General features: G+C 40.3%; 12 protein-coding genes. 2 read left to right on the top strand and 10 right to left on the bottom strand.

Annotated elements, in window-relative coordinates; all coding sequences use genetic code 11:
- Positions 1-20: 20 nt before the first annotated feature.
- From GJB62_RS32860 to phnG, 6 genes are all read right to left on the bottom strand, one after another.
- A complete protein-coding gene (locus GJB62_RS32860; protein WP_114086300.1) occupies positions 21-1,229 on the bottom strand; it encodes an alpha-D-ribose 1-methylphosphonate 5-triphosphate diphosphatase in 1,209 nt (402 codons plus the stop codon).
- Positions 1,226-1,648, bottom strand: a complete 423-nt coding sequence (locus GJB62_RS32855) for a fosfomycin resistance glutathione transferase (protein ID WP_114086299.1) — start codon at positions 1,646-1,648, stop codon at positions 1,226-1,228. Before GJB62_RS32855 ends, GJB62_RS32860 begins: the two co-directional genes overlap by 4 nt.
- Positions 1,645-2,847 carry a carbon-phosphorus lyase complex subunit PhnI gene (locus GJB62_RS32850; protein ID WP_114086298.1) on the bottom strand — a complete coding sequence of 401 codons (1,203 nt, stop codon included), beginning with the start codon at positions 2,845-2,847 and terminating at the stop codon, positions 1,645-1,647. The genes GJB62_RS32855 and GJB62_RS32850 overlap by 4 nt, the downstream gene beginning before the upstream one ends.
- Before the next feature lie 100 nt (positions 2,848-2,947).
- Positions 2,948-3,400 carry a GNAT family N-acetyltransferase gene (locus GJB62_RS32845; RefSeq protein ID WP_114086297.1) on the bottom strand — a complete coding sequence of 151 codons (453 nt, stop codon included), beginning with the start codon at positions 3,398-3,400 and terminating at the stop codon, positions 2,948-2,950.
- A complete protein-coding gene (phnH, locus tag GJB62_RS32840) occupies positions 3,390-3,992 on the bottom strand; it encodes a phosphonate C-P lyase system protein PhnH (protein WP_114086296.1) in 603 nt (200 codons plus the stop codon). Before phnH ends, GJB62_RS32845 begins: the two co-directional genes overlap by 11 nt.
- A gap of 52 nt (positions 3,993-4,044) precedes the next feature.
- On the bottom strand, positions 4,045-4,503 hold the full coding sequence (gene phnG / locus GJB62_RS32835) for a phosphonate C-P lyase system protein PhnG (protein WP_114086308.1): 459 nt from the start codon (positions 4,501-4,503) through the stop codon (positions 4,045-4,047).
- Between the two features lie 126 nt (positions 4,504-4,629).
- On the opposite strand from phnG, the gene phnF reads away from it, so the two are divergent.
- Entirely contained in the window at positions 4,630-5,346 is a 717-nt protein-coding gene (gene phnF, locus GJB62_RS32830; RefSeq protein ID WP_114086295.1) for a phosphonate metabolism transcriptional regulator PhnF, read from the top strand.
- A 13-nt stretch (positions 5,347-5,359) separates the two neighbouring features.
- Here phnF and GJB62_RS32825 read toward each other — a convergent pair whose 3' ends face one another.
- From GJB62_RS32825 to phnC, 4 genes are all read right to left on the bottom strand, one after another.
- Positions 5,360-6,517 carry an IS630 family transposase gene (locus GJB62_RS32825; protein WP_114081617.1) on the bottom strand — a complete coding sequence of 386 codons (1,158 nt, stop codon included), beginning with the start codon at positions 6,515-6,517 and terminating at the stop codon, positions 5,360-5,362.
- A 127-nt stretch (positions 6,518-6,644) separates the two neighbouring features.
- Positions 6,645-7,418 (bottom strand): phosphonate ABC transporter, permease protein PhnE, encoded by a 774-nt coding sequence (phnE, locus tag GJB62_RS32820; protein ID WP_114080750.1) that lies wholly within the window; start codon positions 7,416-7,418, stop codon positions 6,645-6,647.
- Positions 7,419-7,493: 75 nt separating this feature from the next.
- Positions 7,494-8,495, bottom strand: a complete 1,002-nt coding sequence (gene phnD, locus GJB62_RS32815) for a phosphonate ABC transporter substrate-binding protein (RefSeq protein ID WP_114080751.1) — start codon at positions 8,493-8,495, stop codon at positions 7,494-7,496.
- Between the two features lie 44 nt (positions 8,496-8,539).
- The gene (phnC, locus tag GJB62_RS32810) at positions 8,540-9,337 is read right to left on the bottom strand and encodes a phosphonate ABC transporter ATP-binding protein (RefSeq protein WP_114080752.1); all 798 of its coding nucleotides are present in this window, start codon (positions 9,335-9,337) and stop codon (positions 8,540-8,542) included.
- Positions 9,338-10,135: 798 nt separating this feature from the next.
- Between phnC and GJB62_RS32805 the strand changes: the two genes are divergently transcribed.
- On the top strand, positions 10,136-11,776 hold the full coding sequence (locus tag GJB62_RS32805; RefSeq protein ID WP_114080753.1) for an iron uptake porin: 1,641 nt from the start codon (positions 10,136-10,138) through the stop codon (positions 11,774-11,776).
- Positions 11,777-12,766: the final 990 nt, after the last annotated feature.

Below are 12,766 nucleotides of genomic sequence, written 5' to 3'. Positions count from 1 at the left end.
GATGACTGTTGACTGGATATTTATTGAATTTGATATCGAGCAACTTCTTTTCCTGCTACGTATACGGATGAGATGGCAGTAATTGCAGACGGTAAAGAATTATCAGGAGATATCAACAGGAAATCAGCATCTAAACCGGGAGCGATTTTACCTTTTTGATCGCTAATTCCCGCCGCCTCTGCTGGTTGACTGGAAACTAATGACCATGCTTCTTCAAATGACATTAAGCCTAATTCTTGGAGTTTGAAGGGTGCATAGAACAAGGAAGGGTAATGATAGTCTGAGCAAAGACAATCGATAACGTTATTTTTTACCGCCTCAGCGACACTCATTAAACCTAAGTGAGAACCACCACGCACTAAGTTAGGCGCACCCATGAGGACGGCTGCACCATATTCACGAGACTGAGCAGCTAAATCTACAGTCGCTGGAAATTCTGCGATCGCTACTCGCCGTTGTTGACTTAGTATTACTTTCTCTGGGCTATCATCATCATGAGAAGCAAGAGGAATACTGTAGGTATGAGCTAAATCCACCAGTTGTTCTATTTGCACATCTCCTTCATGTCGCCGTTCTGTTACTTGGTTGACTAATTCTTCGATTTCTTCTATGGACATGGACGATCTTTGCCTGACACTGTTGAGATATCGGCTCAATCTCTTTTGATTTCCAGGGGGTGGTAGGTGATCGTTGATAGACAAAATATGGACACGACCGGATACCATCCAATCACACAATTCTTGATGTCCTGCGATATTTGCCTCTTCATGTCTAATATGAATGCGATGATTGCAATTTAAAACTTGTTTTCCTGTTCCTAAGATGAAGTCAATTAAAGCACGGGCAGAATCTCGGCTGCGTAAACCTGGTTCGTAAGAGTCGGTGATTGAACAGTAAAAAGTTGTGATACCCGATGCTAAGAGGTTGCGGTCATTATCTGCGATCGCTATTGGTAGAGGAAAGTTAACTCCAGGGCGAGGGCAAATCATCCTTTCAAAAGCATCGCCGTGTAAGTCAATAATTCCTGGCAACATCTGGAGTCCTTGAGCATTTACCAAATGAAATCTATTAGGACTACTGCCCTGATCAATACTGGTAAATTGCCCATCTTCAATTAAAACTGTGGCATCTTCCAGCCAACCATCGGGAGTTAGTGCATTTACTCCTTGAATAGCAATTTTTGTGTTGGTTGGTTTTGATAATATTTGGATATTTTTAGGTGTTGTCACTGACTTACCTCAGTAAAAAATTTCATGCCTTCATAAGGAGCTTTTTGAGTGGCGGCAATTCTGGAAGATAAATCACCTATATGCAGTTCCAGTTTGTGGTGATCGGGGTCGAGAATATATATAGATTCGCCTTCACTTGTATTTTGTTTCCACTGTTTGACTCCTAAAACTTTGAGGCGATCGCTATATTCTGGAAACCTTTCTTCAGAGACACTAAAAGCAATATGAGTGTACTCGTCCATAGGATTTGTGCGTGTATTGGAATCTAAAGATAGGCAAAACCACAAGTCACCCGCTAATAAATAAGCACCTGTTTGCCATTTGGCGATCACTTGACAACCTAGAATTTCGGTATAAAACTTAAAAGATTTTTCCAAGTTGCAGACAGACAAAGTAATATGGTTAATTCCTGTAATCATTTCGCTTCTTCCAAAACCAAATCACTGTGTTCTAAAGACTGAGATTCTTCCCCAGCAACAGTTAATGACGATTGATTATTTAGCTGCTGCTCTCGGATTTTTCGCACCAGATTTAACTCTGCTTGAAAGTCAATGTAGTGTGGAAGTTTAAGGTGTTGGACAAAACCTTGTGCTTCCACGTTATCGGAATGAGAAAGTACAAACTCGACATTTTGGGCTGGGCCTTGAATTGTTTCCCCTAATTCTTCAGCACGCATTGCTCTATCTACTAACGCCATCGACATCGCTTTACGTTCGTTATAACCAAAGGTAAGCCCATAGCCACGGGTAAACTGAGCAGGTAATTCTTTAGTACCTTTAAACTGATTTACCATTTGCACTTCGGTGACAGTAATATCTGCGATCGCTATTTCAAATCCCAATTCTTCTGGGCAAATTACCACTTCTACTTCCCCCATACGAATTTCCCCAGCAAAAGGATGGTTTCTGCCATAGCCTCGCTGTGTAGAATATGCCAAAGATAGCAAAAAACCCTCGTCTGCACGTGCCAGATTTTGTAGTCTCGCATCCCGCCCAGCAGGAAAAGTTAATGGTTGACGAGTTAAATCAAATGGTTGAGATGAGGGAGATAGCGGAGAATTATTATTTACTTGCTCCCCCTGTTCCCCTGCTCCCCTGCTCCCCTGCCCTTCTTCCGCTTGCATCAAGCCTTCACGATCTAAAGTGTCAATTACACGCGGGACTGATTCTGTAATTGCTTCTGCTTCTGGTGCTGTTGGGACTTCTCCTTCTGCTATTAACTTAAAGTCTAGTAGGCGGTGGATGTAGTCGAAAGTAGTTCCTAACCTTTGTCCTCCTGGTACATCTTTAAAAATCGCAGAAATGCGGCGCTGAATCTGCATTTTGCTGGTATCTAATGTCTGGCTATAGTAGAAGCGGGGTAGTGTTGTTCGATAGGCTCGTAACAAGAAAATTGCTTCTACTAAATCACCCCAAGATTGTTTAATAGCCAGGGCTGCTAATTCCCGATCGTATAAGCTACCTTCACACATCACCCGTTCTACTGCTAGGGAAAGCTGTTGTTCAATCTGGTCTAGGGTCAATTCGGGAATTGCAGGATCACCTCTGCGTCTACTTTGCAGAAGTGCTTCTGCATTTTGAATTGCCTGTTCACCGCCTTTGACTGCAACGTATGGCATAGTTTTAATTCGTAATTCGTAATTTTTGATTAGGAAAGTTAGGCTTTAATCGGGTTTTTAGGTTTCCATATTTATATTTTTATCCTCCGCAATTTTTGCTTTACAGGCTTGGTTGGAGTACGCATTTAAAGCTCCAGCCATGCTGCTCGAATCCTAGTGATTGATAGAATTGATGGGCGCGGCTACGTTTTAAATTAGAAGAGAGCATGATTTTATAACATCCAGCCTCAGCACTGAGTTTGATTGCAGCTTTCACCATTTGACTACCTATTCCCTGTCCGCGCATTTGAGATATAACTGTCACTGAATCTAGAACTGCAAATTTGTGATATCCCCGGTGCATCATTGTTGGCGCATAAAGAAGGCTGAAAGTACCTACAGGTTGCTGATTTAAGTAGGCAATATAGATGTGATAATTAGGAACTTGTGCGATTTGTACGAAGATTTTTTCTAGGTCATCTTTGGGTAAAGATGGCTCACCATCCATGTCAGCATAAAGCTTACTTAATACAGACCAATCCTCACGGGTAGCAATGCGAATATCAAGAGTCATAGTACACCTCTGGTTTAGCGGTGCGTGGTAGTCCCATTACTGCATACTGTGTAAATAAAAATACATCTATGCCTTGTGGATAGGCTTGGTGATTCTGCATCCAGAAATCCCAAAAGTGACGGGGAAGCGTAGGAGAAGTCGCTTGCTGGTCTAAAATTCCTGGCCCCGTCAACATTACAGGTTGTCCCATCTCAAAACTTTCCACCTGTACCAATAATGTTGTTGAGGCTTCCGGTTTTTCTCCTGTCCCACAGTTAAAAATAGATAATTCTGTCAACCCTGCCAAATCTTGAATTAAGGCAAAGTCAGCTTCTTCTGGATACTGCGTGAACCGACAGCCAGTATGGAACAACAACCAAGCTCTCACTTGATCTGCAAAACTCGGCTGTAGCCATACCACAACATCCAAATCCAGCAACGTCAAACAAGCAGCCCCACAAGCAGCCGTTAAACCCAAAGGCACACTCATCTCAGCAGTTATCTGATAAGCTATCCCCGGTCGAGCATTAGCATCAAGCAACGCCCGAAATGTCATCTGAGCATCATGAATTGAGTCTCGAAAGCCAGGTAAGTACGTAACTATATTTGACATCAATCAATAATCCAATTTTTTTTTAATTTTTAATTTTTAATTTTTAATTGATTCACCCTTCCCCCCTCACCATCGTGAAAAAATTGACCTTAGTAGCGGCTGCTTGACGCTGCTTGAGTTCCTGCTGTTTTTGGTATTCTACTTGCAAGAGTTGAATTACTTCAGCCTGAATCTGATCGTGCCAATTTGGGGTTTGCAATAACGCATCACAAACAGCAGCTAGTTCTGCATGACGGTGCGATCGCCCCGCGACATAACCAAATCCAGCGATTGTTTCATCTCCTTGGCTCTCTAACTGCACAACACAGCGAGTCATAGTAATTTCTCCTAAGTTAAATGGCTCTCCTGTACCCCCGGCGAGTCCCCGCACCATTGTTAGACCAATCTCTGGGCAGCGTAAAAAGCTATAGTTGGGCAAATTATCTAATGTGTTTACCAATTTTTCTAATAGCTCTAACTCGGCTTTAGCTAATGTTGCCATCCATGCTTGTCGCTGCATCACAGTAGGCATAAGTCGGTTTGTGGTATTTTGTTTTAAACTATTCTTAACTTGTCTAGACATCTAGATGAAAGTAGATTAACGCAATTCTGACAAATTGACAATCTAATTATTGATAATTGATACATGAAGGAAATAATGCCAATTTATGTCCAGATTGCTGACCAACTGCGACAAAATATTCATCAGGGGGTTTATCAGATTGGGGAACAACTACCTACGGAAACCAAGTTAGCTGAACAGTTTGCAGTTAATCGCCATACCATTAGACAAGCGATCGCCCTCCTAAAAAACGAGGGGTTATTGCGAGTTGACCGAGGACGCGGAACTTTTGTAGCGGCTAAAACCATCCGCTATGCGATTGGTAAGCGAGTGCGTTACAACCAAATGTTGAAAGCACAGGGTTGGCAAGTGAGGTTTCAACTGCTACGTGTTTTAGAAGTACCTGCGGATGATGCGATTGCTAAAGGGCTAGAAATTCCTTATGGTGAGTCGGTAGCGTTAATTGAACGCTTAAGTTTTGCAGATGAAGAACCTATAAGTATGGGCACTGGGTATTTTCCCCTCAAGCAATTCCCTGATATTTTAGATCCGAAAAATATCAAGATTTTACAAGAACAGCAATCAATCTCTCAGTTTTTACGGCAGGTATATGGATGCGATCATATCCGCCGTAGTACCTGTGTTTCTGCTCGTCTAGTCCAGCCTCAAGATGCTAAGTGGCTACAAATACCCCTCAATCAACCCATTCTTTTGGCGGAGTCAGTAAACGTCGATGAAACAGGTAATGTTATTGAATATGGGGTAACTCGACTGCGGGGCGATCGCATGGAGTTATTTTTTGAAAATGACTAAGTACAGCTTTGCATTAATTCGTAGCGAATTTCTCCATCATCTGGGCTACTGTATATGACCATTTGATTGGTTGGGCTGAATCATTGTGACGGACGATGAAATCAGTTATACGTTGCTGTAAGGTCTTGAGGTCAGGAAAATCATTTGGAGTCAGTAATTTACGTTGTAAAATGCTGAACCAAATTTCAATTTGATCTAACCATGAAGCATATTTTGGTAGCCAGACCACTTCCACCGTAAAATTCCAACCGTCTTCTTTTTGCTTCTGATTCAACCAAGCCTGTAATTGTTTTGGGGCATGGGTAGAGCCGTTGTCAAGGATTAAATAAATATGGCGCATACCCCGACGAATGGCTTCTGGTATCAATACTTCTAAAAGAAATCCTTGAAAATCAAGGAATGTTTTTGTTGGGCGACAACAACCATAAATCAGACCATCAGCAACGCTCAAAGCCGCAAAAAGATGTGTTGCTCCTTTTCGGGCATATCTGGCTGCAAAGTGAACTGGTTGTTTGACACCTGCCCCAATATTTGGATGTAAGCCGGATCGTGCTTGGATGGAAGTTTTTTCATCCACACATACCACCCAGAATCCAGCTTTAATCAAAAATTTTGCCTGAGCATACAGTTTAAGTACAGGGGTTGCTTTTGCAACAAAATTATCATCAATCCGATGCATCCAAGTATGAAACCGCCAAGGTTTTATCCGCTCAGATTTTAGCCATCGCCAGACTGTTGAAGTCGCTATGGATACTACAATGCCTAGCGTGACTAGATGTGCTGCAATATCGCTACAACTCCACCTCGCCAAGGGAAGATCAAAATCCGTTGGGTTGCTGCAAGCGATGCCTGCGGCAACGCGAAGCGCGAACGCAGTAACTTTTGCTCGTATAATTGCTTCAAATATCCGAGGACGACCTGGACGGGGTGCTTCTTCTAGACTACGAGTTTGACACCAACGTTTGCGCCATTTCCGAACAAGGGCTTGTGAACAGCCGATATTTTGAGCAATTTGAGCATCTGTCCAATCTGAATTTTCAGCAGTTGTAAGTATTATTTTGGCTCGTTTGCCTTTGCTTTGCCCTGTTTTTCGGGCATTCGCTTGCTGCTGCAACAGTTCTTTTTCCTCTTCTGTTAGCTGCACCTTGTAGGTTTTTTGCCGACCAGCCATAGTACCGAATGCTTGAGGGATAGTCCACGTATCCTCACCTTACCGTCAACAATTTACCCCTGTCAATTCGCTACGAATTTAAGCAAAGCTGTACTTAGCGGTTGAATGATGACTGATGACAGTCATACTAAACTAACCACCCTCTAACCTTTGCAGAGAGTAAATCAATAACACCAGTAGTAACAATCAAAATAATGAGAATTGTACAGACTTTTTGGTATTCAAATGCACCAAAACTCTGATATAGTGAAACGCCAATACCACCAGCCCCAACAATCCCTAATACAGAAGCAGAACGCACATTTGACTCAAATCTGTAGAGAGTGAAAGAAGTCCACAAAGGCATTACTTGAGGAATCACTCCATAAATAACTTCTTGAATCGGACTTGCACCAGTAGCTCTAATTCCTTCTACAGGGCCTGACTCAATTGATTCTACTGCTTCTGAGAACAGCTTACCCAGGATACCGGCAGTATGAACAAATAATGCCAAAACTCCAGCAAATGGCCCCAATCCAACAGCAACTACAAAGATTAGTGCAAAGACGATTTCATTAATCGCACGCATAGCATCTAAGAGGCGACGTGTTGGTTGTACAACCCATACTGGGCAAATATTATTAGATGCTAGGATAGATAAAGGAACAGCTGCGATCGCAGCCATTAAAGTTCCCCAAATTCCCATCGATATAGTAACCAGTGTTTCTGAGAAATAATAATTCCAATCGCTAAAGTCTGGCGGAAAATATGAACGGATATATTCCACCATGTTGTCTCCCCGTTGCAGAAGTACAGGGAAATTTAACTCGCTTTGGTTATAGGCAAAAACCAATACAGCAGCAATAACTAAAAGAAACAAAACTTTTTGAGTATTCACAAGCTTTGCTTCTTTCTCTAACATTGCTGCGACGTTAGGAGATACGTAAGTAATTATCTGATTTCGTGAGCGCACTTTTTACTACCTATAAATCTAATTTTATTTAATCCCTTTGAGTTGCTGGTTTAATTCTGCTATTGTTTGCTGTTTTTCTTGCTCACTAAGATTTTCTTTGGCTTGAGTCTCTTGGATTTTTTTAGCAATTTCTAGTTCTCGAATTGTATGCCAATTTTTATCTTCAGCCTGTACAAAACCAGAAATTTTAAATTGTCCTAAAACTTTAGCATCTTTGTAGTTATAGAAAAAGTTTTGCAATTTCTTTTTGATATCATCAGATAAATCCCGACGGTAAACAATTGGATCGCTGGGAATTATAGGTGATTTCCAAATAATTTCAATCTTCTGCCTGGCTGTAGGATTAGTACTTTCTAGACGACTTAATGCTTCACTACTGACGGTAGCTACATCTACCTGTTTATTAGCTACAGCTAGAGCGCAAGCTTCATGATTACCAGCAAAAATCAAGCGTTTAAAAGCTTTCTTAGGGTCAACATTATTTTTAGTAAAAATATAGTAACTGGGAACTAAAAACCCAGAGGTAGAATTAGGCTCATTAAAGGCAAAGGTGAGCTTGGCTGCATTTTTGATCACATATTTATCGCCACCTACTGCTATAGCTTCCGCAGTGATGGGATTATCTTTATTAGTAATTAAATGAGAATAGTAGCCTCTAGTGCCATCTGCACTCACAACTTGAGCAAAAGCTTCTGCATCAGCAATTTTTGCTGCTTCAATATAAGATTTACCACCTAACCAAGCTGCTTGAACTTTACCAAATCGCATAGCTTCTATGACTGCTGCATACTGTGTAACATAGAAGGGTTTAATGGTAATCCCAATTTCCTGAGACATAGCAGCAGCAAAAGGTTCCCAAATTGGTTTTTGATTAGCTTGAGATTCTGTAGACAGAACACCAAAGTTAATTTCTTTAATCGCTGCGGTACTATTATCAGCATTAGAAGTACAAGCTGAAAGTATCTTGGCACTTGCCAAAGTTAGAGTAAACAAAGAAGCCTGCTGAATAAATAACCTTCTGTCCATAAGTTTAGTTGTGAGATATTAAGTAAAAATTCTGTATTTTGGGGTTACACTACCAGTTCACCGTGCCCTCTCATAATGAGTTCTTCGGCAGCTGTGCCATAAAGTTCATTGAGCTTGTGATCATTCATCTCTGTGGTTGCACCATCAAACATCACTTCTCCATCTTTGAGAGCGATCGCTCGATCAAAGTAACTACGCACCATTTGAACCTGATGTAACGAAGCGACTACAGTAATTCCGCTTTGGCGATTTAGCTGCACGAGCAATTCCATAACTTTACGCGCCGATTCAGGATCTAGAGAGGCGATTGGTTCGTCTGCGAGGATAATTTTCGCTCCTTGCACTAAACAACGAGCGATCGCAACTCGTTGTTGTTGCCCTCCAGAAAGCATAGATGCCCGTTTATAAGCGTGTTCAAGAATGCCTACCCGCTCTAATGCAGCAAGAGCTTGAACTTTTTCTTCTTTGGTAAATAAATGTAATATTGAGCGAAAAATAGACAATCTTGCTAAGTTACCAACAAGAACATTTTCGATAACTGTTAGCCGATTGACTAAATTAAACTGTTGAAATATACAACCTATCTGGCTTCGTAAAGACCTAATTTTAGAGTGAACTTTCCCACTACTCTGTAGGACTGAAGCAAAAATATAAACTGTTCCTCCGTCTCCAATGTGCAAGCCATTAATATGCCGTAACAGAGTAGATTTGCCTGAGCCAGATGCACCTATAAGCGCAACCAGTTCTCCCTCATTAATTGTGCAAGATACGTTTTTAAGCGCTGTCTTACCTTTGAAAGTCTTCGAGAGATTACTAACTTCGATAGCCACTGTACTTGCCATTTTTTGACATTTAGATATCTCTAATTAATATTAATAAGGTTTTTTAATTAAGAAATAATTAAGAAAAGGATAACTTATGATTTAATTTTTTAATTATCAATCTAATGAGTGAGCCAATTGTGGATGTATACCAATATAATATAAAGCTTATAATAGATAGACTATCTTACATATTTTAATTAAAATTTAATTAAGAAAAAACTAATTTTTTGGAAAAATATAATTAACTCGCTAGGAGTTTAGTAGAGGACGGCGTAAATAAACCACCCATTTCAAATCAATAAAATGCTTATACTGTATACCTCTTTGGCTTTTTATAGAGGCAATTCATGGATTGCCTCTATCACAGATGTGGTTTTTCAAATCATCTATATTTGATATTTGCTGTTAATTCATAAGCCCAAGGAAATAAGATTTTTACTCTACAAAACTTTAACAATATGTTATTAGCTTGATCTTAAATATTTGTTATTGTTGACTTAAAAAGTACAGATAATCTTTAACATACCAATATCTATTTAGTTAAGAATAGGTAAACAAATGACAATTGTCTTTATTTCAAAACAATCTCTAAATTGTGGTACTTAGTTGTGCTTTGATATTCTTAAAGTTGATTTGGAAAATTTATATTATAAAAAAATTAACTTTTTCCTGTGTAACATTAATATTTCTGAAACAAAGGCTAAATTCACAAAATATTTAAATCTTGCTAGTATTTGTGATTTACCAATTAGCAGAAATTTCAATGTTAAATTTTTTTGATCTTTCACTAATTTCTATTACGTGTGAGGTACATTCGTGCAAAAGTTTTGGTTGAATTCTTTGTTATATAGTCCAGCGATTTTAGGCTTATTTATAGTTGCAGTACCAGCGATGAGTTCTGAAGTACCTTTAAATCAAGCACCTGCAAGAAATCAACCGTCCAGTTTTAGCAGTGCTGAGAATATCAGACAAGTAACTTCAGTTTCACAGCTTTCTGATGTCAAACCTACAGACTGGGCTTTCCAGGCTTTGCAATCCCTGGTTGAGCGATACGGCTGCATTGCAGGTTATCCTAACCAAACTTATCGGGGTAATCGTGCCTTGACTCGCTATGAGTTTGCTGCTGGTTTGAATGCTTGTTTAGATCAAATAAATCAACTGATAGCTACTAGTACGGTTGATCTGGTGAAAAAAGAAGACCTAGCAACGCTGCAAAAGCTGCAAGAAGAGTATACTGCTGAGTTGCAAACTGTGCGAGGTCAAGTAGATGCTCTAGAAGCTCGTACCGCCACCTTAGAGTCGCAACAATTCTCCACAACTACTCAACTACGAGGAGAAGCAATTTTTGCACTGGCTGGTGCATTTGGCTCCGATAGAGCAATCAACACCGATGCTCAAAATCGTGGTGATACCAGACCAGAACTCAATGAAAATGTGATTTTTGCCGATCGCGTCCGGTTAAACTTTGATAGTAGCTTTACTGGTAAAGACCGCCTCAGAGTTAGGTTACAAGCGAGAAACATCACTTCATTCAATACAGCAGTGACTGGTACTAACCAAACTCGTTTAGGGTTTGATGGCAATGAATCCAACAATGTCAGTGTATCAGCTCTGTTTTACCGTTTCCCTGTAGGCAACTCCACAACCTTCAACATCGCAACTGAAGGGTTGGAATACATTGATGAAGTACCTGTTCTCAGTCGGAACTTCGATTCTAGTGGTTCAGGTGCGCTATCTCGTTTTGGGCGTTATAACCCAATTTATCGAGCAGCAGAAGGGCCAGGTATCATCATTAATCAAAAGTTCAATGATGCTCTCACCTTAACTGCTGGTTACGTTGTGCCATCGGGTGTTGGTAATGACCCCGCTAACGGTAGAGGCATTTTTAATGGTAGTTACTCTGCATTAGGTCAACTGACCTTCCAACCAACCTCAGAATTAAGTTTGGCTTTTACTTATGTCAACGCCTATTATACTGATGGTAGCGGAGTTACTGGTAGCACTGGTACTGGTTTTGCCAACAACCCATTCAACGGGGCGCGAACTTCTGTAAATAACTATAGTGTGACTGGAAATTACAAACTTAGTCCTAAGTTTACTATCACTGCTTGGGGCAGCTACGCCAATGCCCAAGCTGAGAATACAGCCGTTGCTAGGAGTAATGCAGAAATTTGGAACTGGGCCATTCAGCTAGGCTTCCCTGATTTGGGTAGGGAAGGAAATTTTGGCGGTATTGTGTTTGGTGTACCGCCTTACGTTGCTGACAATCAATTCGTCAATGGTAATAATCGTCGCCAAGACGATAATATCTCCTATCATTTAGAGGCTTTCTATAGATATAAGCTGAATGACAACATTGCTATTACACCAGGATTAATCACCATCTTGAATCCTGAAGGTAATAGCAACAACTCTAATATCTATGTGGGAGTAGTACGTACTACTTTTACTTTCTAACCCAAAGTCTTTGCTGAAGCTCAATCACAAATACCTCTCCCTGATTTTACTACGCAAAATCGTCCCTCTCCGAGCCGGAGAGGGACAGATTTGAACTTTACTTCAGGCAGTGAGAGGTTTGCCGAACTCACCTTAAATTAAGTTAACGCGCCTACATATTGCACAAACCCCGTGTAGACCGTCATTAGTCATTTGTGTTTAGCAAGGACAAATGACTAATGACAAAGGACAACCTCACCAGTTGATATGCAATCTTATTTGCGTAACAGCTTACTCAAAGACCTTGTTTCTTGCCCATCAATGGTCAATGGTGCTGAGTAAAAGATATAAGCAAGTTTTCTTAACCTTTGGATGTTCTAAATTTAACTTGCACAGTACTTCGGCGTAACCTATCCTTACCAAAATCAAGGGTTAATCCTTTACAGGTGATTAATATTGACAAAAATTGGTCAGATGAATTGACCTGTAATTCTGAATCTGGAATCCGAGGCTAATTAATAATTTCACATCAAATGCGGCAAATCTCTGGTGCAATTACTGCTGTGTTTTTGGGTTGGGGAGTTGGAATTGCGATCGCAGATACCCCAAAAACACTAACAGTTTATTCAGGGTGAGATGAAGAGGTGACAATTTCGTTATCAGTTAAACGCAAATCTCGACGAAACCACAAAAGGTGCATAGCTCAACTTACTCTCATATATAATACATTTGTACCAATAATTTTCTTTACTGTCGAATTGGTAATATCGCAGGGCTAGCGATGATGGAAAGCAGGTATTGAAACAACACACTTTACAGAGTGTAAAACTGCAAGGGTATTAGAAGTAAGACAACATTTAAAAATCAATAGTTTAAATGGATGCAGATGTACCCCCTAGCTGATAAATGTTCAGCTAGGAGTGCGGTAGAATTGAAGTAATGCAACTTGATTAAGTTGAAGCTAGATTAAAAAATCGAGGTAGAAGTTGCTCACAGAGCAAAGTTTAATAA

This window comes from Nostoc sp. ATCC 53789, assembly GCF_009873495.1.
Taxonomy (GTDB): domain Bacteria; phylum Cyanobacteriota; class Cyanobacteriia; order Cyanobacteriales; family Nostocaceae; genus Nostoc; species Nostoc muscorum_A.
This window is presented reverse-complemented; position numbering and strand designations above follow the sequence as displayed.

Excerpts from the sequence above, each read along its gene's own strand:
- GJB62_RS32855 (WP_114086299.1), bottom strand. The coding sequence starts at position 1,648 with ATGATTACAGGAATTAACCATATTACTTTGTCTGTCTGCAACTTGGAA.
- GJB62_RS32850 (WP_114086298.1), bottom strand. The coding sequence starts at position 2,847 with ATGCCATACGTTGCAGTCAAAGGCGGTGAACAGGCAATTCAAAATGCA.
- GJB62_RS32845 (WP_114086297.1), bottom strand. The coding sequence starts at position 3,400 with ATGACTCTTGATATTCGCATTGCTACCCGTGAGGATTGGTCTGTATTA.
- phnH (WP_114086296.1), bottom strand. The coding sequence starts at position 3,992 with ATGTCAAATATAGTTACGTACTTACCTGGCTTTCGAGACTCAATTCAT.
- phnG (WP_114086308.1), bottom strand. The coding sequence starts at position 4,503 with ATGCCTACTGTGATGCAGCGACAAGCATGGATGGCAACATTAGCTAAA.
- phnF (WP_114086295.1), top strand. The coding sequence starts at position 4,630 with ATGCCAATTTATGTCCAGATTGCTGACCAACTGCGACAAAATATTCAT.
- GJB62_RS32825 (WP_114081617.1), bottom strand. The coding sequence starts at position 6,517 with ATGGCTGGTCGGCAAAAAACCTACAAGGTGCAGCTAACAGAAGAGGAA.
- phnE (WP_114080750.1), bottom strand. The coding sequence starts at position 7,418 with ATGTTAGAGAAAGAAGCAAAGCTTGTGAATACTCAAAAAGTTTTGTTT.
- phnD (WP_114080751.1), bottom strand. The coding sequence starts at position 8,495 with ATGGACAGAAGGTTATTTATTCAGCAGGCTTCTTTGTTTACTCTAACT.
- phnC (WP_114080752.1), bottom strand. The coding sequence starts at position 9,337 with ATGGCAAGTACAGTGGCTATCGAAGTTAGTAATCTCTCGAAGACTTTC.